Below are 22,379 nucleotides of genomic sequence, written 5' to 3'. Positions count from 1 at the left end.
TACGTTGAACTTACCGCAACGCCGGACGCGGACCGAGAATATCGGAGCCAACGCGAAGGTGTGTCGCCCCGAACCGGATGGCCGCCTCAAGGTCCTGGCTCATGCCTGCGGAAATACCCGTGGCCCCGGGGTGGACGGCGGTCAGCCGGGCGGAGAGCTCCGCGAGCTTTTCAAATGCCGGGACCGGATCCTCGCCGAAGGGGGCCACTGCCATTACGCCGGCCAGGTGGAGTCCCGCTGCCCCCGCCAGCTGCGCGGCCAACGCCGGGATCTCGGCCGGCAGGGCGCCACCCCGGCGTCCGCCGGCGTCGCCGTCGAGACTGACCTGGATGAAGCACTCCAGCGGCGGGCGCCCCGTCAGTTCCTGCTGTGCGGACATGGCCTTGGCCAGGGCTCCGGCCAGCTGCGGGCGGTCCACTGAGTGCACCGCGTGGGCGTACTTCACGACCGATTTGGCCTTGTTACTCTGCAGCTGGCCGATAAAGTGCCAGCGCAAGTCCAGCCCGGGCAGCGCACCGGACTTCTCCGCTGCTTCCTGGTCCCGGTTCTCCCCGACGTCGGTGATGCCGAGTGTGGCGAGCCGCCGGACATCCTCGGCGGGATGGAACTTGGTGACCACGATCAGCTGGGGCGGGCGCTCCTGCCGTCCGGCGGCCGCAACGGCAGTGTCGATGCGCTGCCGGACGGCGGTGAGCCGCTCCCTGAGCTGTTCCAGCCGGGCATCGGGCAGGCCGCCGTCGGGGTCCTGTTCCGCCAGCGGTTCATCGGCGCCGCCGCGCAGCTGATTATTCATCCGGGACCGCCGCGGCGTGGGTCCACACGAGCCCGGCGAAACGTCCGGTGTCCTGGTCACGGCGGTAGGAGAAAAGCTTTGTGTCCTCCAGGGTGCAGGCGCCGGAGTATTCAACTGTGACTCCGGCATCGCGCAACTGGCTGTGCACGGCAGCCGGCAGGTCCAGTCCAGGGGTGCCGCGGGAAGTGGTGCAACGGGCCGCGGGCACCAGGGAGGCAACGTCGTCGCGCATCCGCGCGGGCACCTCGTAGCACCGCCCGCAGACGGACGGACCGATCCAGGCCCGGAGTGCCGACGCACCCAACTCCCGCATACGTGCGACGGCCACGGGGACAATTCCGGAGGCGACGCCCGGACGGCCCGCGTGGACGACTGCCAGAACGGGGTCCGGGCCACCGGCCCGTTCCCCGACCAGGACGACCGGCACACAATCGGCCACCAGCACGGCGAGCGGGTCCCCGAGGGACACCAGGGCATCGGCCGTCGGGCCACCGGCAGCCGGAGCTCCGCCCGGGCCGCCCGCGGCCGCGCCAACGACGGCGACGTCATTGCCGTGGACCTGGTTCATGTACTGGAAACGCCGGCCGCCGAGTTCCAGCGCCGACTCGAGGGCCCGCCGACGACGGGCCACTTCGGTCGCATCATCACCGACATGGAGCGCCAGGTTGCCGGCAGCGGCGTCGGTGAAGGCCACCCAAACGCCGGGCCGGACTTCCGCCCGCCAGGAGAACACCCAGACCACCGCCCAAACTTGTTTGCAGAACTACGATCCTAAGAGAAAGCACCGTGGCACTGCCATCAGGCAGTGCCACGGTGCTTCAGGACTTACTTGAGGAAGTCAGGGACATCCAGATCATCGGAGTGACGGCCGGACATGTCCGGCTCCACAACTGAAGGAAGGTCGGCGTCGAAGCCGGAGTCGGCCGGGACCGCAGACGGACGCTGCTGCCCCCAGCCGCCGTAACCGGAAGCGCCAACCGTGGCGTGCAGCGGCTGCACGTGGGCCGAGGACGGTGCCTGGACCGGGGCCGCTGCCGGGGCCGCCGGCCGCTGCGGGGCCGACTGCGGAAGCGACTGGTCCATGGACGGTGAGGTGGCCTTGACATCGTCGAAACCGGCGGCGATGACGGTGACACGGGCCTCGTCGCCGAGCGCATCGTCGATGACCGCGCCGAAGATGATGTTCGCTTCCGGGTGGGCAACTTCCTGGACCAGGCGGGCAGCTTCGTTGATTTCGAAGAGGCCAAGATCCGAGCCGCCCTGAATGGACAGCAGGACCCCGTGCGCGCCGTCGATCGATGCTTCAAGCAGCGGCGAGGCGATGGCGAGCTCTGCAGCCTTGACCGCACGGTCTTCGCCGCGCGCCGAACCGATGCCCATCAGCGCGGATCCTGCGCCCTGCATAACGGACTTAACGTCGGCGAAGTCGAGGTTGATCAGGCCCGGGGTGGTGATCAGGTCGGTGATGCCCTGGACACCGGAAAGCAGCACCTGGTCAGCGGAGCGGAACGCGTCAAGGACGGAGACGTTGCGGTCGCTGATGGAGAGCAGGCGGTCGTTCGGGATGACGATCAGCGTGTCCACTTCGTCGCGGAGGGCGTCGATCCCGGCTTCGGCGGAGCCGGCACGGCGGCGGCCTTCGAAGGTGAAGGGCCGGGTGACAACGCCGATGGTCAGCGCGCCGAGCGAGCGGGCGATCCGGGCGACCACGGGCGCACCGCCGGTCCCGGTGCCGCCACCTTCGCCGGCGGTGACGAAGACCATGTCCGCGCCGCGGATGACCTCTTCGATCTCCTCGGCGTGGTCCTCGGCGGCCTGTCGGCCGACATCCGGGTTAGCACCGGCACCCAGGCCTCGGGTCAACTCACGCCCGATGTCGAGCTTGACGTCGGCATCGCTCATCAACAATGCCTGCGCATCGGTGTTGACCGCGATGAATTCGACGCCGCGAAGACCGACTTCGATCATGCGGTTGACTGCGTTCACGCCACCGCCGCCGATGCCGACGACCTTGATGACGGCCAAGTAGTTCTGCGGAGCTGCCACGTTACGTGTCCCTTGTTCGTGTTCTATTGCGAAAACTGGTGGAGTCGGACTTGAAGCTTATAACCTTAACCTTCGAGTTGAAGGTTATAGTTATGTCAAGTAACTCATGCTGTGACGCTATTTCCTATGTAGATGACATTCAATAACCGGCCCCGCGTGTCGCGGTATTAGCGGCGAAATAGCCTCTTTTCCCAGCTACCGGGTGACCGGGTGCCGGGGCGCACTGACGTCGTAGACCCGGACCGGGTTCTTCGGGTCGGCGGGGGCCTTCAGCAGGGCTTCGAGGACCCGCGCCTTTAGCTCCTTCTCCCCCGCATTGCCCCAGACAATCGTCTGTCCGTCCACAAGCTTAAGTTCGACGGCGTCCACGGACTTCGCCGAGGCACTGGAGAGCCGTCCGAGCACGTCGGCCGGCAGCGCCCCGAGGACACCGGTGATGGCCTGGAACAGGTCCTTGGGCAGCGTGCCGTTGCCGCCGTCGATGACAGGAAGCGGGATTGCGGCCGGGTCGGCGGTGTCGCTGAGCTTCACGCCGTCCTCGTCCACGAGCTGGTGGACCTCACCCTGCTTAACGAGGGCAACCGGTACGCGTTCGGTTACCCTGACCTGAAGCGTCGACGGCGGGCGGGCCTGGGTGCTGACGCTCTTAACCTGCACGAGGGGCTGCAGCAGGGCTGTGACGTCGCCGTCGCTGATCTGCGGCAGCGGCTTGCCTTCCAGCGGAGCGAGCGCCGTTCGGATCTGGTCCGCCGTCAGCAGTTTGGTGCCCTCGACGGTGACCGTCCGAACCGCCAGCACCGGAGAGTAGACAGCAATGGCAAGGATCCCGGCGGTCAGAACGGCCAGGATCCCAATGGTAGCCAGCAGGATGCGCAGCCGGCGTTTGGCCTTGGGTTCGGGAAAGGACAGCACGTTATCCGGAGCCGGCCGGGGGGTCGCGGCACGGATTGCTGTCCCGTCCTTAGTAGCCGAGATAGCGTCCTCCGGCGCTGAATCCCCGCGGGTCCCCGGGGCCCGTGGTCCAGCCGCCCGGTAGCCGGGCCTGCGGCTGCTAGGCACCTTGGCCACCGCCGCCCGGCAGTCCCTCGTGCGGGGTGCCCTTGTTCAGGGTGGGGTCGTGCGGGGTGGGGTCGTTCAGGGCTGCGACAATCATCGGCCCGTAGGCGGTAACGTCGCCTGCGCCGACCGTAAGCACAATGTCCCCCGGCGCCGCGGCGGCCAGCACTGACCGCACGGCCTCATCGCCCGGTCCGATGAGCCGGCCGCCGGCACCAAGGTGCGCGGCGATCAGCTGGCTGCTGACGCCCGGGATCGGATCTTCCCGGGCGGGGTAGATATCAAGTACCAGTGCGGTGTCGGCGGCGTTGAGCGCTGCCGCGAACTCTCCGGCGAATTCCCGGGTCCGGGAAAACAGGTGCGGCTGGAAGAGGACGTGGAGTTTGTGGCCGCCCGCCACGGAGCGCGCTGCGGACAGGGCTGCCCGCACTTCGGTGGGGTGGTGGGCATAGTCGTCGTAGACCCTTACACCGCGGCCCGCGCCCTTGAATTCGAAACGCCGGGACGCCCCGGTGAAGTGGGTCAGGGCGGCGGCGGCGCGACCTGGCTCCACGCCGAGTTCCAGCGCAACGGCGAACGCGGCCGCCGCGTTGAGGGCGTTGTGCCGCCCGGGAACGTGCAGATCGAGCGGAAAGCGTCCGGCGTCGGTGGTGATCGACACATCGCCCGGACCGCCGTCGTGGAGCATGATCCCGGCGTCGACGCTGGTGCCGTAAAGCACAACGCGGGTGTTGCCGCGCTCGAGGGTTCGCCGGGCCAGCGCCCGGGCGCCGGCGTCGTCAGCGCAGGCGATCAGCACCCCGTCTGCCGGGAGCAGTGCGGTGAAGCGGTCGAAGGAGGCGTAGACGGCCTCGGCGGTGCCGTAGTAGTCCAGATGGTCCGGTTCAACGTTGGTCACGACTGCGATCTGCGGACGGTAATTCAGGAAGGAACCGTCGGATTCGTCGGCTTCGGCGACGAAGATCGGTGTGCTGCCGCTGGCGGCGTTAACTCCCAGCGCCGGAACGTTCGCACCGATGGCGAAGGACGGGTCCAGGCCTGCGCCCTGCAGGAGAACGGCGATCATCGACGTCGTGGTGGACTTTCCGTGTGTCCCGGCGACGGTCACGGCGGTGTCCTGCGCCATGGCCGCGGCCAGTGCCTCGGAGCGGTGCAGCACAGGCAATCCGGCAGCCCGGGCGGCGGTCAGCTCCGGGTTATCCGGGCGGATCGCCGAGCCGGCGACGACGCTTTGAGCGTCGCCGAGGTTAGCGGCGTGATAGCCGACGCAGATCCTGGCCCCGGCCGCGGCCAGGTCCGCCATCACCGGCAGGTCTTTCGCGTCGGAGCCGCTGACCGGCAGTCCGCGGGCCACCATAATTCGGGCCACAGCCGACATTCCGACGCCGCCGATGCCGATGAAGTGGATGCGGCCAAGGGACTCCCCTGTGCTGGCGGGCCCGGGTACGTGCTGACGTTCTGGCTGGGTCATTCCTCTATCGCTTCCTGCTTTGCTGCTTCGGGATGGCATGGCGCTCCGTGGCATGTCGTTCACGCTGCGGCCGATCCCAGGACGAGATCGGCCATCCGCCGGTCAGCATCCCGAATGCCGAGCTTTTCAGCGCTGGCTGCCATCCGGGCCAGCCGGTCCCGGTCCTGGAGCAGCGGGACGATGTGATCGCGGACCCAGTCAGGGGAGAATGTGCTGTCCGCCACGAGCAGGGCGCCACCGGCGTCCACGAGCCCGGCGGCGTTAAGCGCCTGTTCCCCGTTGCCGATCGGCAGCGGAACAAAAACGGCGGGAAGCCCGACGGCGGCAGCCTCGCTCACCGTCGCGGCACCGGAGCGCGCCAGGAGCAGGTCTGCTGCCGCGTAAACCGTTTCCATGCCGTCCACGTATTCGCGCTGGTGGTACCCGGGGGCAACGAGCGGCCGGCCGTCGGCGTCGTGGACGGCCTTGCCGCGACCGGTGATGTGCAGGGTCTGAATGCCGGCCCCGGCCAGGAGCCCGAGCGAGGCGGCAATGGTGCGGTTGATACTTTGGGCCCCCGAGGAGCCGCCGGTGACAACCAGTGCCGGAAGGTCCGGCTCAAGGCCGAGGGCTACCCGGGCAGCGGTCCTGGCTGCTGACCGGTCCAGCCCGGAAATTTCCTCGCGCATCGGCATGCCAACGTGCTGCGAGGCACCCAGTTTGGTGCCGGCAAACGCCACGGCAACGTGTCCGCCCAGCCGGGCACCCACCCGGTTTGCCAGACCGGGCCGGGTGTTCGCCTCGTGGATCACGATGGGGATCTTCCGGCGCCAGGCGGCGATGTACATCGGGGTGCAGACGTAGCCCCCAACACCGACCAGGACATCGGCACCGGCCGCATCGAGGATGGCGCCGGCCTGCTTCACGGCACCCGCCAGCCGGGCGGGCAGCCGCAACAGCTCCAGTGAGGGCCTGCGCGGGAAAGGAACCCTGCTGATGGTGGCAAGGTCCAGTCCCGCGGCCGGGACCAGCGTGGCTTCCATTCCGCCGGGGGTTCCGACCGCCAGGAGCCGGACTCCGGGGCGGGCCTGCCGCAGTGCGTTGGCGATGGCCAGCAGCGGACTGATGTGCCCTGCTGTTCCGCCGCCGGCGAGGACAACGGACAATAACGACTCGGTGCTCATGGCGGCTTATTTACGCTTTCGTGCGGGATTGCTGGGTGAGGGGATCCTGGTACCGGCTTTTCCGGCGGCAGGAGTCTTTCCGGCGGCAGGTATTGCGGCAGGAGTCTTTCCGGCGGCAGGTCTTGCGGCGGGAGGCTTTCCGGTCCGGGAACGATCCGGGACCGGAGTCCGGGCGGCGGGCCGGAGGGTGCGTGCGGCGCCGCCTCGCGCGGCGACCCGCTTCCGCAGGGAGGCCGCCAGCGTGGCGGGGCCGAACCGGAACAGCCGCTCCGGCTGCAGCCCGGGCGCCATCTGCGCGCGGGCCAGGGACAACACAACGCCGATCGCGCACAGTGACATCAGAAGCGCCGAACCGCCGTAGGAAATAAAGGGAAGCGGGATGCCAACGACCGGCGCCAGGCCGGTGACCACAGCCATGTTGACGGTGGCCTGGCCCAGCAGCCAAACCATGATGGTACCGGCCAGGACGCGGTGGAACATGGCCGTCTGGGCGGCAACGACGCGGTAGATGGCGGTGCCGAGAATGGCGAAGAGCACCAGCACCACCAGGGTTCCGACCAGCCCAAGCTCCTCGCCGATGATGGCGAAGATGAAGTCGTTGTGGGCCTCCGGAATCCAGCTGTACTTCTGCCGGCTTTGGCCCAGGCCCACCCCGAACCAGCCTCCGGAGGCAAGCCCGTACAGGCCGTTGGTGGACTGGTAGTTCACATTGGATCCGTCCGCGCACGTCTGCCCGGTCCAGGACAGGATGCGGCAGACACGGTTGGGGCTGGTGATCGCCAGGACAGCGGTGCCGGCGGCGAGGACAACACCGGCGATGCCGAACAGGTAGAGCCGCACTCCGGCGAAGAACAAGGCGGCAGCCGTGATCATCATCACGATCATGGCGGTGCCCAGGTCGTTACCCATCAAAATGAGCCCGATCACTCCGGCGGCGCCGGGAAGCACCACGGGGACGAGGGCGTGCCTGGCCCGGGACAGCAGCTTGGCTTTGCGGTCCAGCACCGTTGCCATCCACAGCGCCAGCGCCAGTTTGGCCGCCTCGGAGGGCTGAAAGGTGAAGGGCCCGACGTCGATCCAGTTCTGGTTACCGAGGGCGCTGCGTCCCACGAGAAGCACCAGCACCAGCAGCACGAGGGCAACAATGATGGCCATCCAGGCTCCGCGTTTGAGCCACACCACGTTTACCCGCGACAGCAGGAACATGGCGAACAGCCCAATTCCGGCGAACAGCCCCTGTTTGAGGGCCGCAGTGTAGGGCGATTCCCCGGCAGCGATCGCCTCGACGCTGGAGGCGGAGAGCACCATCAGGATGCCGATTGCCGTGAGCGCCAGGGTGGAACCGAGGATCAGGTAATACGTGGAGCCGTTGCGCGACTTCCCGGTTCCTTCCAGCGCGGACCAAAACCCCCGGTACCAGCTTCGGACCCTGCGGAGGCCTGATGGCAAGCCTGATTTCCCAGGCTTGTTCGGTGCCTTGGCGGCGGGTTGTTGTCGAGCGGCCGTTGCGGCCGCCGGGTGACGTGTGGGCGTGCTGACCATTGTTACTCCTCGCTGGTCTGAGCCTGCCCTTCCACGAGCTCGCGGACAGCTTCGAGGAAGGCGTCGCCACGGTGAGCGTAGGAAGAGAACTGATCCATGGATGCAGCTGCCGGAGCCAGGAGCACAGTGTCCCCGGAGGTGGCCAGCTGCGCCGCCGATGCTACGGCCTGTGCCATCACAGTCTCGCCGAAAATCGGTGAAGGTCCTGCTGCGGCGTCGGCCGGTCCGGCAGTCTGCACGTCTTCAGTTTCACCCTTCCCGGCGCTGATCACCGGGACATCGGGTGCGTGTCGCCGGAGCGCGGAGCGCAGATCGCTGGAGTCTGCCCCGATCAGAACCACTGCCTTGAGCCGCTTGGCGTGGGCCTGGATCAGCGGTTCATAGTTCACGCCTTTGGAAAGGCCGCCCGCTATCCAGACCACGTTATCGAACGCTGAGAGCGACGCGGCCGCGGCATGCGGGTTGGTGGCCTTAGAGTCATTGACCCAGAGAACTCCGTGGTCCCGGGCGACGAGTTGGATGCGGTGGTCCCCCGGGAGGAAGTTGCGCAGGCCTTCGCGGACGGCCGCAGGCTCGACGCCATAAGCCCGGACCAGCGCTGCCGCGGCCAGGGCATTGGCCACCATGTGCCGCGGAGCCACGGGTCCGAGGTCCGATACGGACGCCAGTTCGGCCGCGCTGTCCTTGCGCTCTGCGATGAAGGCGCGGTCCACGAGGAGTCCTTCGACCACACCGAGCATACTGACCGCCGGCGTGACGGTGGTGAAGGCCACCGCACGGCACCCTTCGACGACGTCGGCGTCCTCGACCATTCGCTCGGTTTCGATCTGCTCGGCATTGTAGATGCAGGCTTTTTGGGTGTTTTCGTAGACTTTGGCCTTGTCCGCCAGGTAGGACGCATAGGAGCCGTGCCAGTCGACGTGGTCCTCGGCGACGTTGAGGCAGACGCTTGCCAGCGGGGAGACGGAGTGGCTCCAGTGCAGCTGGAAGCTGGAAAGTTCAACGGCGAAAACGTCGTAATCGACAGGATCGCGCAGCGCATCCAGGATCGGTGTGCCGACGTTGCCGACGGCGATGGCCTTCAGCCCCGCCGCCTGGAGCATCGACTCGGTCAGCCCGACGGTGGTGGTCTTGCCGTTGGTCCCGGTGATGGTGAGCCAGTCGGCCGTCTTGCGTCCATTGCGCACGCGCAGCCGCCAGGCCAGTTCGACGTCGCCCCAGACCGGGATGTGGGCCCGCGCCGCGGCGGCGAGCAAGGCCTGGTCCGGCCGCCAGCCCGGGGAGGTGACAATCAGGTCCGGAGTGGCTCCGTCAATGCGGGGGACGGACTCAACGGCGTCCTCGCCCAGCAGGACATCGGCCGCACCAACGATCCGCAGGGTGTCCGCCTGGGCCCGTGCCGTGGGCCCGGTGGCGGCGTCGACCACCACCACACGGGCGCCGAGTTCTATCAGCGTGTCGGCGGCAGCGAAGCCGGAGACCCCGATGCCCGTGACGACTACGCGCAATCCGGCCCAGGCGGAGTCCCAGCTGACCAGGTCCTGGAGCCGGGGCGAGCTCGTGAGCGGCGCGGGGATCGGACCAGTCACAGCAGTACCACCCATTCGGCGTAGAAGATGCCCAGGCCCGCGGCGACGAAAAGCCCGCAGAGGATCCAGAAGCGGACGACGACCGTGACCTCGGCCCAGCCTTTGAGCTCAAAGTGATGCTGGAGCGGTGCCATCTTGAAGAATCTTTTACCCTTGGTGATTTTGAAGTAGCCGACCTGGATGATCACCGAAAGGGTAATCAGGACGAACAAGCCGCCGATGAAGGCGAGCAGCAGCTCGGTCCGGGACAGGATGGCGAGGCCGGCGACGGCACCGCCGATGGCCAGTGACCCCGTGTCCCCCATAAAGATCTTTGCCGGCGAGGTGTTCCACCACAGGAATCCGACCAGCGCCCCGCTGAGGATGGCGGCAAGCAGGGCCAGGTCCAGCGGGTCCCGGACGCTGTAACAGCCGGCACCGGCCTGCCGTGGCGAGCCGCAGGCCTGATTGCTTTGCCAGATCCCCATCAGCGTGTAGGCACCAAAGACCATAATGGATGCCCCTGCGGCGAGGCCGTCGAGGCCGTCCGTCAGGTTCACGCCGTTGGTGGCGGCGGTGATGATCAGGTTCGACCACAACACAAAGAGAATGGCTCCGACGATCGTACCGGCGAAGGCGAGGTTCAGCCATGGGATATCGCGGACCAGCGAGATCTGGTACGACGCCGGTGTCACGCCGTTTTCGTCCGGGAACTGCAGGGCAAGGACGGCGAAAATGATGCCCACGGCGGCCTGCAGGATGAGTTTGGCCTTGGCATTGAGGCCCAGGCTTCGCTGTTTGGAGATTTTGATGAAGTCATCCAGGAAACCGACGAGCCCCATCCCGACCATCAGGAACAGCAGCAGCAGCGACGACGCGGTGGGTCCCGGCGACGCCGGGTTCATCAGCCACATCACGAGGTGGGTGACGGCGTAGCTCGCAAGCACTGCGAGAACGACGACAGTGCCTCCCATCGTCGGGGTGCCGCGCTTGGTGTGGTGCGAGGTGGGCCCGTCATCTCGGATGAATTGTCCGTAGCTCTTCCGGACCAGGAAACGGATAAACAGCGGGGTTCCCAGGAAGGCAAACAGCAGGGCCAGTCCGGTGCCCATCAGCAGTGCAATCACGGCAGCGCACTCCCTTCAGTGGCGGTTCCGGCAGTATCTCCGGCTGCGCTCACGGCAGCCGATCCCCCAGCCGCACCGGAAACGGTACCGGGGGTCTGAAGAGGCAATGCTATCCGATCCCCCAAGTGTCTCAGGCCGATGCTGTTGGACGACTTGAACAGCACCAGGTCACCGGGCTCCAGCTCGGCCTGCAGCAGTTCGTAGGCCTCGTCGGCTGTTTCGGCAAAAACGCACTCGTTGCCCCAGGACCCCTCATTGACGGCAGAGACGTAGAGCGAACGTGCTTCCCGGCCCACAACGAGCAGGCGGGAGATGTTGAGCCGGACCACCTGCGTGCCGACTGCCATGTGCTCGCGGATGGAATCCGGACCCAGCTCAAGCATGGCACCAAGGACAGCCCAGGTGCGGCGGCCCCGTCCGAGGTCAGCGAGGGTCCGCAGCGCGGCACGCATGGATTCCGGGTTGGCGTTGTAGGCATCGTTGATGACGGTGACGCCGTCGGCCCGCTCGGTGCGTTCCATCCGCCAGCGGCTGGCGGCCGTCTGGGAGCTGAGGGAGGCGGCGATCCGCGCGGCGGGGACACCGGCTGCGTGGGCCGCTGCCGCCGCTGCCAACAGGTTGCCGATGTGGTGCGCCCCGATAAGCTTCGCCGCAATATGATGCGGCGGTGTTCCGCCGGGGAAGAGCACCTCAAACTCGGGACTTCCGCCGGAATTCAACTCGATCCCCTCGGCGCGGACGCATTCTGCCCCGGCAGGCCCGGTCCCGGCTTCGCCTGACAGGCCGGCGCTGGCCGGAGCGGCAGAGAAGCCCAGCACCGCGGCCCGGGTGCGGGCGGCCATGGCGGCAACACGGGCGTCGTCCAGGTTCAGGACTGCGGTGCCGCCGGCCGGCAGGGCCTCGACAAGCTCGCCCTTGGCGATGGCGATGTTTTCCACGCCGCCGAATTCGCCCGCGTGGGCGGTGCCAACACCGAGCACCACGCCGATGTCGGGCCGGACCATCCCGGCGAGGTAGCTGATGTGCCCCACGCCCGTGGCGCCCATCTCGATGACGAGGAAGCGGGTGTCGGGACCGGCTTTGAAGACGGTCAGTGGCACCCCGACTTCGCCGTTGTAGGAACCCTGCGGGGCAACAGTGCTGCCTTCCGCGCCGAGGATACCGGCCAGCAGGTCCTTGGTCGTGGTTTTGCCGGCGGAACCGGTGATGCCAATCACGGTCAGCGGCTCGCCGTTGGCGGCACGGCCTGCACGGATCCGTCGGACGGCCTCCGCGGCGAGGGCACCCATCGCCAGGACCGAGTCCTGGACCACAACGGCGGGGTAGGTGCGCCCGGCGTCGTCCGTGACATCATGCTCGACGAGGGCCAGCACGGCGCCGCGTTCGAAAGCCGCGGCGACGAAGTCGTGGCCGTCGGCAGTCTCCCCCGGTTTGGCCACGTAGAGGGAACCCGGGGTGGCTTCGCGGGAGTCGGTTACGACCGAACCGGGAGTAACGCCCGGTTCGGCGGCTAGCCGGCCGTTGGTTATTTCGGCGATTTCCGCCGCGGTAAATGCAATCATCTCGGTTTAGGACTCTATCCGCTGGTCTTCGAGAACGGTGAATCCCCGGGCTGTCAAGGCGGAGCGGAGCTCCACCCGGTCGTCAAGGGCGAGGTTGACGCCCTTGACCTCCTGCCAAATTTCGTGGCCGCGCCCTGCGACGAGGATTGTGTCCGCCGGACCGGCGAGTTCCACGGCTTTCCGGATGGCGGCCGCGCGGGGGAACACCTCGATGATGCTGCAGCTGAGGCCCTCGTGCTTTTTGGCGTCCAGTGCGCCAGCCATAACGTCGGCGCGGATTGCGGCGGCGTCCTCATCGTGCGGGTCATCGTCGCTGACAATTACCGTGTCGGCAAGGCGTGCGGCGATGGCTCCCATGGCGGGCCGCTTGCTTTGGTCCCGTTGTCCGGTTGCGCCGAACACAACGATCACCCGGGAGCCCGGTTGCGGGGAGCGGACGGCTTCGAGTGCCCGGGCCAGGGCGTCCGGGTTGTGGGCAAAGTCGACCACCGCGGCGGGGGCGGTGGAGACGAGCTGCATGCGGCCGGGAACGGCGACGGTGAAGGGTTCCGCCGCGTCGAGGGCAGCCTGGACGGCGTCGGCACCGTGGCCGCCCGCGAGCACCATAACCGTGGCCAGTGCGGCGTTGGCGACGTTGAAGCTGCCGGGCAGCCCGGTGTGCACACGCAACTGAGTGCCGTCGCGGTGCCGCAGGGTGAAATCGGTGCCGAGTCCGCGCGGTGCCTGGTTGTGGACGGTCCAGTCCGCTTCCGCACGGATCGGGGCCGCCGCGCTGTCAGCCTGCGTGGCCAGGGTGGTGACCGGAATGCCAGCGGTGGCTGCGAGCTTGACGCCCCAGGCGTCGTCAACGGTTACCACTGCGCCGCGGGCCCGTCCGGCCGTAAAGAGCCGGGCTTTGGTCTGGAAGTACTCGTCCATGCTCCCGTGCAGGTCAAGGTGGTCCTGCGTCAGGTTGGTGAAACCGGCCACGTCGAACACAACCCCGTCCACCCGGTGGAACGCCACAGCATGCGAGGAGACTTCCATCGAGGCCGCGTCCAGGCCGCGTTCGCGCATCAGCGCCAGCAGGGCATGGACGTCCGTGGACTCGGGCGTGGTGAGCAGGCTGGGAATCGGCGCGCCGCCGGCCAGGATCTCGATGGTGCCGATCAGTCCCGTCTTCTGTCCAAGGCCCTGCAGCAGGGCATTGAGGAAGTATGTGGTGGTGGTCTTTCCGTTGGTGCCGGTGACGCCGTAGAGGGCGGGAGCGATCGCGTCGTCGGGCCTGCTCCGGTAGATCAGGGCGGACAGTCCGCCGACGAGGCTGCGGGGTTCCTGGGCCAGCAGTACCGGCACGGCGATGTCGTGGGAGAAGGCCAGCAGGCGCGCGCCGGCGTCGTCCGTCAGAACGGCGGCCGCACCGGCCTCCACGGCCTGGGCGACAAAGTCGGCACCGTGGCGGCTCGCGCCGGGCAGTGCCACGTAGAGGTCTCCGGGCTGCACGGTGCGGGAATTCAGCGAGATCCCGGTAACCGGTACGGCCCCCGAAGCTCCGGGGACGTCGACGCCGATCGCTTCGCCAATGGCTGCCAGCGGCACTGCAGCAACCGCGGTGGGCCGGAAGCCGCGGGTGGACCCCGGGCCGGACGGCGCAGCGGAAGCGCCGGGGGCAAACTGATCTGACACGTGGATCTCCGTAGGTGGTGCTGGTGGATCTGGACCTGCTGCGCGGAGGAATCCTCCGGCCACTGGCTGCAGTCCTTGGTTCGGGTGCTGGGTGGCGCTTGGTCCTACTTGGCGTACTGCGGCAACCGGGCGGGCTCCCCGGTGGAGGGCGGAACGTTGAACGTCCGCAGCGTCTGGCTCATCACGGACCGGAACACCGGTCCGTTCGTGATTCCGTAGATGCTGCCCTTGGGCCGTTGCAGGACCACTTCAACAATAAACCGCGGATCGTCCATCGGCGCCATCCCCACCATGGAGGCGGTATAGCCGCAGAAGCCCGATTTGCCGTCGTCGCAGGGAGATTCGGATGTCCCGGTCTTCGCTCCGACCCGGTAGCCGTCAATCGCGGCGTCCTTAATCTCACCTTCGGTCACGGCGCTCTCCAGGATATCGCGGACCTGTTTGGCGGTGTCCGCACTGACGATCTGCCGGGGCGCCTGGGCCGGGACCTTCTCCTCGGTGCCGTCCGGGTTGATGAAGCTGTCGATCAGGCGCGGCTGGAGCATAACGCCGTCATTAGCGATGCTTTGGTAGGCGCGGACTGTCTGCAGGGTTGACTGCGAGACACCCTGGCCGAAAAGGACCGTGTACTGCTGGCGCCCGTCCCACTGCTCAGCGGGGGTCAGGATGCCCGTGGACTCGGCGGGCAGCCCGATGTCCGGCGCTTCGCCGATACCGAACTTTTGCAGCCAGTCGTGACGTTTCTCCTTGCTGAGCCGCTGGCCCACCATCACTGTGCCGGTGTTCATCGAATACCCGACAATGCCGGCGAGGGTCCGCTCTTCAGTACCGTGCACGAAGGAATCGGTGAAGGTCTGGCCATCGACGGTGTAGGTCGGCGGAATCGTAAAGTGGTCCAGCGGGTGGGCCGTGCCTTCTTCGATCGCGGCGGCGGCGGTGATCATCTTTTCCACCGAGCCCGGCTCATAGGCGGCCGTGACGGCACGGACGCCGCGGTCCTTGGCCGCCACCTTGCCGGGATCGTTGGGGTCGGGTGCATCAGTGTCCGCCATCGCGATGATGTTTCCGTTTTTGGCATCGGAGACGATTATCACGCCCCATTCGGCGCTGAGCTTGTCCTTCTGGCTCTGGATCGCCTGCTGGGCGAAGTACTGGAGGTCAGAGTTCAGGGTGAGCTTGATGTCCTTGCCGTTCACGGCCGGCGTCAGCTGGTCCACTCCCACCGGGATGCGCAGTCCGTCTGCACCGATCTCAAACAGCCGCTTGCCCGGGGTGCCCTTGAGGATCTCGTCCTGGGTCTGCTCGAGGCCGGCCTGGCCGGTGCTGCCGTCTTTCAGGAAGCCGACGATCCCGCCAGCCACCGAGCCGTTGGGGTAAACCCGCTTGCTGGTGCCCTCGGTGACGATGCCTGGGATCCGAAGCTTTGAGATCCGGTCCTCGACGTCGGGCTTCAGGTCTTTGGCCACAATGTAGTAGCGCTGTTCACCGGTAAGGGCGTCCTTCACCGTGTCCCTGTCCATGCCCAGCACCGCGGCAAGTTCGGAAATGCCCTGGTCCCGGGAGACTTTGACCAGTTGTTCCTTGCCGTCCATTTGCTCCAGCCGGCGGAAGGATTCGGTTTTGGTATTTACGGTCTGGTCGACCACGATGTTGTAGCGGATCACGCTGCTGGCCAGGACATTGCCGTTGGTGTCCAGAATGCTGCCGCGCTCGGCCGGCAGCTCAATGGGGGTGAGCCGGTTCTGGAGCGCGGCCTCGGCCATCCCCCCGACGTCGAGGCCCTGGACCAGGAAGAGTTTCCCGCCGACGACGAGAAGGAGTGTCAGCATCAGGCCAAGACCCAGCCGCAGCCGCCGGGTTGCGCTCGGCGCTTTCGCTTTGCCTGCCTTGCCGGTGTTCTGAGCCACGATGTTTCCTTGCTTTTGCCTGGCGGGTGATCCGAGCTGCGTTACTGTCCCGGGATCTTCTGCGCGGGGGCGGGAACGGACCCGCCGTGGAGTTCAGCCGCCGGCGCGGCGGGGACCGGCACGGCAGCGGGCGCGGGTACAGCTGCCGCGGGCACGGCCGGCACCGGGGCGTCCTGCGAAGGCTTACGGTTCGCGAGCGGCTCATTGACTGTGGCCGGCGGGACGACGCTGAGCTGTCCTGCGACGGCCGGAGCGGCGATAACGGCTCCGGGGGCGTCGCCTTTCACCGCAGGTTTGGCCTTGCCGGTGACGGTCAGGGTGGACAGGTCGATCTGGCCCTTGGTGATGGAGGCCACCATGCCCAGCTCGGTGGCCTTGGCAGCCAGGTTCTGCGGGGCGTCAAAGTTCTGCGCCTGCTGGGTGAGGTCCTGGTTCTGCTTCGTCAGGGTGGACTGTTCACCCCGCAGCTGCACCAGCTGGTACTGGGCCGTGGAGACGGAGATGTTCAGGACCAGCACGGCCAGCAGGGCGACCGCAAGGAGGCCAAAGCACAGCACAACGAAGGGTGCGCGGCGTTTCCGCGGGGCCGAACGGACCAGTGAAAGCGGGGTGCGCTCCTTCCTGGCGGGGCCGGTGCCGGGGGAACCCGCGGGCAGTGCCCGGGCCGTTGCGCCTGCGGCAACGGGAAATCTGTTGACAGCGGCGGTGCTCATACGGCTCTCCTGGTTTTGATGCGTTCCACTGCGCGGAGCCGGGCGGACGCGGCGCGTGGGTTTTCGGCGATTTCTGCGGCGGTGGGCACTTCGGTGCCCTTCGTCAGAGTTTTCAGCTCGGCCTTGTGTTCTTCCAGTTCCACCGGGAAACCAAGAGGCGCGGACGATTTGGACCCGGCCTGGAAGAAGCCCTTGACGATTTTGTCTTCCAGCGAGTGGTAGGACATCACCACAACCCGGCCGCCGAGTGCGATCGAGGTGATCGCTGCGGGAACGGCGCGTTCGAGGACATCGAGTTCTTCATTGACCTCGATCCGGAGCGCCTGGAAGGTGCGTTTCGCAGGGTGTCCGCCCGTTTTGGCGGCGCCGGACGGTACAACGTCGCGGATCTGCTCGACGAGTTCCCCGGTCGTTGTAAACGGCTTCGTAGCCCGGACGGTCACGATGCGGTTGGCAATGCGGCCGGCAAATTTCTCCTCGCCCCATTTTCGGATGATCCGGACAAGGTCTTCTTCGCTGTAGGTGTTAACAACGTCGGCGGCGGTCTGGCCGCGGCTCAGGTCCATCCGCATGTCCAGCGGGGCGTCGAAGGAGTACGCAAAACCGCGGTCGCGTTCGTCCAGCTGGAGCGATGAGACCCCCAAGTCCATCAGGACTCCGTGGACTTCCGCGAAGCCGAGGTCTTCCAGGATTTCAGGGATCTCGTCGTAGACGGCGTGCACAAGGTCGATCCGGTCGGCGAAAGCCTTGAGGCGCTCTTCCGCGAGGGCCAGTGCTTCCTCATCGCGGTCGATGCCGATCAGGTGCAAGTCCGGAAAGCGTTGCAGCATCGCCTCGGAATGACCGCCCATGCCCAGGGTCGCGTCGATGACGACGGGGCTCTCGCCGCGGCTGCGTGCCGCGTCGAATCCGGGTGCCAACAAATTGATGCACCGGTCCTTGAGGACCGGTACATGCCGTTCGGACGTAGGCTTCGACTGGTCAGGGTCCGTCATGCCTGCGTCCTTTCGTGGTTGGGCTGATGCCTGGAGTGCGGTTGCTGGCTGTTGGTGCCGCTTCTTGATCCAGATCCCCATCCGCGCCTATCCTGCGTCCGCCTGGCTCCGGGGAAGTGAGCCAGGAAAACAGCAGGATGGGCGGCTGGAGATCTCGGTCAAGAATCGTGCAGTGCTGCTTGGTTCTTGCGGGGATTCACAGAATCCCCGGTATTGCGTCATCGGTCTCCGAGAAGGCCGTTTCCTTTTCAGCGAGGTATTCGCTCCAGGCTTGGGCGTCCCAGATCTCCGCACGGGTGCCTGCGCCGATAACGGCCAGTTCCCTGCCGAGCCCTGCATACTCCCGGAGCGCCGGCGGAATCGTCACGCGCCCCTGCTTGTCAGGCACCTCGTCAGAGGCTCCGGAGAGGAAAACACGGATGTAGTCGCGAGCTTGTTTGCTGGAGATTGGTGCCTCGCGCATTTGCTCGTGAACACGGCCGAATTCCGCCTCACTGAAGACGTAGATGCAGCGTTCCTGGCCCCTTGTGAGAACCAGTCCGCCGGCAAGTTCCTCGCGGAACTTGGCGGGAAGGATAATTCGTCCCTTTTCGTCCAGACGCGGCGAATGTGTGCCGAGAAACACGGCCCACCGCCTGTCTGTTCGTAGGAAGCCCAACGTCCCCCGTGCTGCCACTACCCTCTTACGGCCTCCACATTACTCCACATCCCTCCACAGTCAACGACACACCGCCGGTTTCGGCCGCAATTTGCGCCCGTCGTTCCTTCCGGTCCCCCGCAACTGCAGGGAACTGGGCCCGGTGGTTGGCAGTGGAGGAAAACGCGGTGCCACGGCGGCGGTCCGGGCAACACGGGCTTGGGTGGGGTCTTGCCGGGGCCCTCCCCCGCAGCCCGGCGCGCCGCTGCAACGCCTCAGTTGGGCCCGCTAGTCAGAAGTTAACGAAAAAAGACCCGCCGAAGCGGATCTTTTTTTGCGGCCGGTCCTTCCCGTGGTGGAAAGTGGAGGCAGCTACCGGAGGCTTAACAACGAGCCGACACCGGGACGGGCCCGGCGGCCCCTTCAGGGTTCGCCGCGGTGCCGCTCGTCCCAGCGTTCCTCGAGGCTGCTCATGAATGAACTCCTGGGCTTCCCCGATTTCCGGTCCGCTCCAGCGGCCCTGGCTTTGCCAACGGCGGCTCCCCGCATGGTCGCGTAGTAAACCCCAGCGCCCATAACAACGAATCCAAGGACTCCGACAACGATGACCTGAATCGTTACACCCAAGAGCAGGAGCACAATGCCGGCAAGTGTGGCCAGTACGCCGATCACAAGATGGCGGGTGGACCATGAACGCCCCGCGTCCGAGCCCATCGAGCTGGCGAACTTGGGATCGTCCTCATGCAGCTGCTTCTCTAGTTGCTCCAGCAACTTCTGTTCGTGCTCCGAGAGCGGCATCACGACCTCCTTAAGTCGGCCAACGTCCGGACTGACGCGACCAGTGTCCCTAAAACCACAACGTGCGGGCATCCCGTGTGGTTCCCATTCACCGTCGGTGGTCGAATGGGATCTTCCACGGCCCCTTCCAGGGTGTCCAGCTGGTCCTGCATTAATCCGAACGCTCGATCCAGTCGTTCCAAACCTTCGTATTAATAAGGATAGTTTGTTGTGCCCCGTTCTGAAAGATGCCGAAAGTCCCCCTGGCGTGATGAACAGGACCACGGAACTGCCGGGTTCAGCCCGGGGTATTCCCGGGATCAAGCAGACGGGCCGGAAGTACCGATTTTGTCCCGAATTTACGGGTCACCTGGTCCAGGACCTGCTCGGCGGCGCGCCAGTTATCGTCCCTGCGGTCAAGGCTCAACTGCAGGGGCGCCTGGGCCGCCTCCTCAAGCTGCTCGGCCCGGATCCCCACGAGCCGCACGGTCATGGGGCGGTCCCCGACTGACCCGAGCAACTGGACGGCGACGGCGTACAGCAATTGCGCGCTGTCGATGGGGGTGCTGACCGTCCGGCTGCGGGTGATCGTGGAGAAGTCTGCGTAGCGCAGCTTAAGCGCCACGGTTCGCGCGTGCATGCCGGCGCTGCGGAGCCGTTCCGCTGTCCGGTGCGAGAGGCGCAGCAGTTCGCGGTGCAGTAATGCCTCGTCGGCGGTGTCCACCGCGAAGGTCTCTTCCGCACCGATGCTTTTCTCCAGCCGCACCGGGGTCACCGGGCGCGGATCAATCCCCCACGACAGCCGGTGGACGTGCTCCCCCGAGGCGCCGAGCACTTTGCGCAGGGACGGCAGCGGGGAGGCCGCGACGTCGGCGACGGTTCGGATGCCCATCCGGGCGAGCACCTCCACGGTCTTGGCACCGACGCCCCAAAGAGCGCTGACCGGAAGGCTGTGCAGGTAAGGGACCGTCTCCTCCGGACCGATCAGCAGCAGTCCGTTCGGCTTGCAGCGGGTGGACGCAATCTTCGCCACGAACTTGCTGGCCGCGATCCCAACAGATGCTGTGATGCCCAGTTCGCTGCGGACCCGGGTGCGGACGAGTTCGCCGATCTCGCGGGGCGGACCAAGCCGCCGGATGGCGCCCCCGACGTCGAGAAAGGCCTCGTCCACGCTGAGCGGCTCAACGAGTTCGGTAATGGAACCAAAAATTTCCATGATCTGGCCGGAAACCTCGTAGTACAGCTTGTGCCGGGGCTCGATCACGACGGCGGATGGACACATCCGCATGGCAACCACCATCGGCATCGCGGATTTGACACCGAATTTCCGGGCTTCGTAGGAAGCGGACAGCACAACTGAACGGTCCGCAGGGTAGCCGACGATAACGGGCTTGCCCACCAGTGCGGGCCGGCTGCGAAGTTCCACGGAGACAAAGAACGCATCCATATCCACGTGCATAATGCTGCTCCGCCGGAGCTCCCGCAATTGTGCCTCACCGGGCCGGGAGGGTACGCCACCGGAAGGCTGCTCCCGCTGCTGGTTATCCCGCTCCTGCCCCACGACTTCAATCCTATGCCCGGGGACTGACTAAACTGGAAGCTGCATCCGGCGTCAACACCAGGAGGAAAGTCCCTGTGAAGGAATTTCGAGAGCGCAGACGCGCTGCGGTAGCCGTTGCGGCGGCGGGCACGCTGTTGGCCCTGGCCGCCTGCACGCCCGCCGACCAAGGGGGCACAGCCCCGGGCTCCGCGTCGGCCTCGGCCGCGCCGACCGCCGCCCAGCCCTCCGCCACAGCCTCGACCAGCCCGCCGGCAGCACCCGGCACCTCGGCCACCGTTGGCGCCATGGTTCCCGGGTTCCCGGCGAAGCTCCTGCCGGTGATGCCCGGCGCGAAAGTCGTCTCCAGCAGCTTTGACAAGACCATAACCCCGGCCACGGTCGCCCTGGTCGGAAGCATCTCCGCTCCGTCGTCCGAAGTGCTGGCGTTTTACACAACAGTGCTGGCTGCCCAGGGCTTCCAGGCCGTTCCGGGAGAATCCGTCGGTACCGTCCCGTCGAAGGACTTCCTGCGCAATGACAGCGAAACTGTCAACATTTCGGTGATCGAAGCCGCCGGTATCTCCACGTTCACCATTGGCGCGAATGTCGCCCCCGAGTCCGTCAAGTGACCCTCATTGAACAGTTGCGCCTGGAACAGGCCGCGTATGTCGCCGCCGTTGCCGGGAAACTCACGGATTTCCTGACCACCCGGCAGTCATTGATGTCCTCGATCTCGCCGGACATAGATCCGCTGATGGGATCCATCTCGAACCTTGTCACCGGCGGAAAGCGCCTCCGGGCGCTGATGTGCTACTGGGGCTGGCGGGGTGCCGGCGGCGGCGCCGGATCCTCCGATGTGGTGACGGCCGGTGCGGCGCTGGAGCTTTTCCAGGCCGCGGCCCTGATCCACGATGACATCATTGACCGCTCGGACACCCGCAGGGGCGGTCCCAGCGTGCACCGGCGCTTCAGGGAATTACACGAGACCCAGGGCTGGGCGCTGGACAGCGAACGGTTCGGGCATGCCGCCGCTATTCTGACCGGAGACCTGTGCCTGTCCTTCAGCGAGGAATCGTTTACCGAGATCGGGCAAAGCGCGGCCGCTGGAAGCCGGGCACGGCTGATTTTCAACCTGATGCGCTCCGAGGTGATGGCGGGCCAGTACCTGGACATCCTCGAGGAAGTAGCCGGGCCCAGGCGGGACCGGGCCGGAGCGGTCAGCAGGGCGAAGTCCATCATCCGCTTCAAGTCGGCCAAGTACTCCACGGAACATCCGCTGGCGTTGGGCGGGGCACTGGCCGGCGCTGGAGACGAACTGCTCCGTGGCTATTCGGCGTTTGCCCTCCCGCTGGGCGAGGCCTTCCAGCTTCGCGACGACGTCCTGGGAGTCTTCGGGGATCCGGTGACCACCGGAAAACCGGCCGGAGACGACCTCCGCGAAGGTAAACGGACCGTGTTGATCGCGTTTGCCCTGGATCTGGCCGGCCCGGCCGAATCTGCGTTCATCGACTCGAGGCTCGGCAGCCCCGGACTGGACGAAAACGACGTCGACGAAATCCGCCGTATTATCACGGACAGCGGCGCGCTCCAGGCCACGGAGGTGCTCATCGAGGAATTCGGGCAGGCGGCGTTTGCCGCGTTGGATGTCCTGCAGCTGGAGGAGTTGCCGAAAACTGCGCTCAGGAAACTGGCCGAGGCCGCAGTCAGCCGCGCAGCCTAAGCGCCGGGCTGTCCTGCAACAGCACCAACGAAGCGGGCCTTGCACCTCATCTTCGAGGTGCAAGGCCCGCGTCGTTGGTTAACGACAATTGGTGTCC

Annotated in this window: 19 protein-coding genes; 2 read left to right on the top strand and 17 right to left on the bottom strand. The window is 66.5% G+C overall.

Annotated features, from left to right (window positions below; genetic code table 11):
- Nucleotides 1-10: 10 nt before the first annotated feature.
- The 17 genes from QMG72_RS12110 to dinB all read right to left on the bottom strand — a co-directional run bounded on the left by QMG72_RS12110 (nucleotide 11) and on the right by dinB (nucleotide 20,481).
- A complete protein-coding gene (locus QMG72_RS12110; protein ID WP_283480628.1) occupies nucleotides 11-793 on the bottom strand; it encodes a YggS family pyridoxal phosphate-dependent enzyme in 783 nt (260 codons plus the stop codon).
- Complete coding sequence (locus QMG72_RS12105) at nucleotides 786-1,526, bottom strand: purine nucleoside phosphorylase YfiH/LACC1 family protein (protein WP_226773333.1); 741 nt, start codon at nucleotides 1,524-1,526, stop codon at nucleotides 786-788. The genes QMG72_RS12110 and QMG72_RS12105 overlap by 8 nt, the downstream gene beginning before the upstream one ends.
- A 92-nt stretch (nucleotides 1,527-1,618) precedes the next feature.
- Entirely contained in the window at nucleotides 1,619-2,839 is a 1,221-nt protein-coding gene (gene ftsZ, locus QMG72_RS12100) for a cell division protein FtsZ (RefSeq protein WP_226773330.1), read from the bottom strand.
- Between the two features lie 195 nt (nucleotides 2,840-3,034).
- Entirely contained in the window at nucleotides 3,035-3,751 is a 717-nt protein-coding gene (locus QMG72_RS12095; RefSeq protein ID WP_309485665.1) for a cell division protein FtsQ/DivIB, read from the bottom strand.
- A gap of 139 nt (nucleotides 3,752-3,890) precedes the next feature.
- The gene (murC, locus tag QMG72_RS12090; protein ID WP_282468114.1) at nucleotides 3,891-5,366 is read right to left on the bottom strand and encodes a UDP-N-acetylmuramate--L-alanine ligase; all 1,476 of its coding nucleotides are present in this window, start codon (nucleotides 5,364-5,366) and stop codon (nucleotides 3,891-3,893) included.
- 59 nt (nucleotides 5,367-5,425) lie between these two features.
- On the bottom strand, nucleotides 5,426-6,529 hold the full coding sequence (gene murG / locus QMG72_RS12085) for an undecaprenyldiphospho-muramoylpentapeptide beta-N-acetylglucosaminyltransferase (RefSeq protein WP_226774310.1): 1,104 nt from the start codon (nucleotides 6,527-6,529) through the stop codon (nucleotides 5,426-5,428).
- A gap of 6 nt (nucleotides 6,530-6,535) precedes the next feature.
- Nucleotides 6,536-8,071, bottom strand: a complete 1,536-nt coding sequence (ftsW, locus tag QMG72_RS12080) for a putative lipid II flippase FtsW (RefSeq protein ID WP_283480626.1) — start codon at nucleotides 8,069-8,071, stop codon at nucleotides 6,536-6,538.
- Between the two features lie 2 nt (nucleotides 8,072-8,073).
- On the bottom strand, nucleotides 8,074-9,675 hold the full coding sequence (gene murD, locus QMG72_RS12075; protein WP_283480625.1) for a UDP-N-acetylmuramoyl-L-alanine--D-glutamate ligase: 1,602 nt from the start codon (nucleotides 9,673-9,675) through the stop codon (nucleotides 8,074-8,076).
- The gene (mraY, locus tag QMG72_RS12070; protein ID WP_253033150.1) at nucleotides 9,657-10,766 is read right to left on the bottom strand and encodes a phospho-N-acetylmuramoyl-pentapeptide-transferase; all 1,110 of its coding nucleotides are present in this window, start codon (nucleotides 10,764-10,766) and stop codon (nucleotides 9,657-9,659) included. The genes murD and mraY overlap by 19 nt, the downstream gene beginning before the upstream one ends.
- Entirely contained in the window at nucleotides 10,763-12,328 is a 1,566-nt protein-coding gene (locus QMG72_RS12065) for a UDP-N-acetylmuramoyl-tripeptide--D-alanyl-D-alanine ligase (RefSeq protein WP_283480624.1), read from the bottom strand. Before QMG72_RS12065 ends, mraY begins: the two co-directional genes overlap by 4 nt.
- A 6-nt stretch (nucleotides 12,329-12,334) precedes the next feature.
- On the bottom strand, nucleotides 12,335-13,993 hold the full coding sequence (locus QMG72_RS12060; protein ID WP_283480622.1) for a UDP-N-acetylmuramoyl-L-alanyl-D-glutamate--2,6-diaminopimelate ligase: 1,659 nt from the start codon (nucleotides 13,991-13,993) through the stop codon (nucleotides 12,335-12,337).
- Between the two features lie 104 nt (nucleotides 13,994-14,097).
- Nucleotides 14,098-15,900, bottom strand: a complete 1,803-nt coding sequence (locus tag QMG72_RS12055; protein ID WP_283480621.1) for a peptidoglycan D,D-transpeptidase FtsI family protein — start codon at nucleotides 15,898-15,900, stop codon at nucleotides 14,098-14,100.
- Between the two features lie 41 nt (nucleotides 15,901-15,941).
- Nucleotides 15,942-16,613 (bottom strand): cell division protein FtsL, encoded by a 672-nt coding sequence (gene ftsL, locus QMG72_RS12050; RefSeq protein WP_282359873.1) that lies wholly within the window; start codon nucleotides 16,611-16,613, stop codon nucleotides 15,942-15,944.
- Nucleotides 16,610-17,608 carry a 16S rRNA (cytosine(1402)-N(4))-methyltransferase RsmH gene (gene rsmH, locus QMG72_RS12045; RefSeq protein WP_253033153.1) on the bottom strand — a complete coding sequence of 333 codons (999 nt, stop codon included), beginning with the start codon at nucleotides 17,606-17,608 and terminating at the stop codon, nucleotides 16,610-16,612. Before rsmH ends, ftsL begins: the two co-directional genes overlap by 4 nt.
- A gap of 196 nt (nucleotides 17,609-17,804) precedes the next feature.
- Complete coding sequence (gene mraZ, locus QMG72_RS12040) at nucleotides 17,805-18,233, bottom strand: division/cell wall cluster transcriptional repressor MraZ (RefSeq protein WP_226774319.1); 429 nt, start codon at nucleotides 18,231-18,233, stop codon at nucleotides 17,805-17,807.
- A 435-nt stretch (nucleotides 18,234-18,668) separates the two neighbouring features.
- A complete protein-coding gene (locus QMG72_RS12035) occupies nucleotides 18,669-19,043 on the bottom strand; it encodes an SCO2097 family morphological protein (protein ID WP_226774320.1) in 375 nt (124 codons plus the stop codon).
- Nucleotides 19,044-19,320: 277 nt separating this feature from the next.
- On the bottom strand, nucleotides 19,321-20,481 hold the full coding sequence (gene dinB, locus QMG72_RS12030; protein WP_226774325.1) for a DNA polymerase IV: 1,161 nt from the start codon (nucleotides 20,479-20,481) through the stop codon (nucleotides 19,321-19,323).
- A gap of 176 nt (nucleotides 20,482-20,657) precedes the next feature.
- Here dinB and QMG72_RS12025 point away from each other — a divergent pair, with 176 nt between their 5' ends.
- Together QMG72_RS12025 and QMG72_RS12020 are read left to right on the top strand one after the other, a co-directional pair.
- Nucleotides 20,658-21,191 (top strand): hypothetical protein, encoded by a 534-nt coding sequence (locus QMG72_RS12025; protein WP_283480620.1) that lies wholly within the window; start codon nucleotides 20,658-20,660, stop codon nucleotides 21,189-21,191.
- Nucleotides 21,188-22,282: a polyprenyl synthetase family protein gene (locus QMG72_RS12020; RefSeq protein ID WP_226774322.1), complete on the top strand. Its 1,095-nt coding sequence runs from the start codon at nucleotides 21,188-21,190 to the stop codon at nucleotides 22,280-22,282. Before QMG72_RS12025 ends, QMG72_RS12020 begins: the two co-directional genes overlap by 4 nt.
- Nucleotides 22,283-22,379 lie beyond the last annotated feature (97 nt).

Origin of the sequence: Pseudarthrobacter sp. PH31-O2 (assembly GCF_030063265.1) — a bacterium.
Classification (GTDB): Bacteria; Actinomycetota; Actinomycetes; order Actinomycetales; family Micrococcaceae; genus Arthrobacter.
The sequence above is the reverse complement of the archived record's forward strand: the minus strand, read 5'-3'. Positions and strand labels throughout refer to the sequence as shown.

Bases quoted from the DNA above. Each gene is read 5' to 3' on its own strand.
- dinB (WP_226774325.1), bottom strand. From the start codon at position 20,481: ATGCACGTGGATATGGATGCGTTCTTTGTCTCCGTGGAACTTCGCAGC.
- QMG72_RS12035 (WP_226774320.1), bottom strand. From the start codon at position 19,043: ATGCCGCTCTCGGAGCACGAACAGAAGTTGCTGGAGCAACTAGAGAAG.
- ftsW (WP_283480626.1), bottom strand. From the start codon at position 8,071: ATGGTCAGCACGCCCACACGTCACCCGGCGGCCGCAACGGCCGCTCGA.
- ftsL (WP_282359873.1), bottom strand. From the start codon at position 16,613: ATGAGCACCGCCGCTGTCAACAGATTTCCCGTTGCCGCAGGCGCAACG.
- murC (WP_282468114.1), bottom strand. From the start codon at position 5,366: ATGACCCAGCCAGAACGTCAGCACGTACCCGGGCCCGCCAGCACAGGG.
- murG (WP_226774310.1), bottom strand. From the start codon at position 6,529: ATGAGCACCGAGTCGTTATTGTCCGTTGTCCTCGCCGGCGGCGGAACA.
- murD (WP_283480625.1), bottom strand. From the start codon at position 9,675: ATGGGTGGTACTGCTGTGACTGGTCCGATCCCCGCGCCGCTCACGAGC.
- QMG72_RS12110 (WP_283480628.1), bottom strand. From the start codon at position 793: ATGAATAATCAGCTGCGCGGCGGCGCCGATGAACCGCTGGCGGAACAG.
- QMG72_RS12065 (WP_283480624.1), bottom strand. From the start codon at position 12,328: ATGATTGCATTTACCGCGGCGGAAATCGCCGAAATAACCAACGGCCGG.
- rsmH (WP_253033153.1), bottom strand. From the start codon at position 17,608: ATGACGGACCCTGACCAGTCGAAGCCTACGTCCGAACGGCATGTACCG.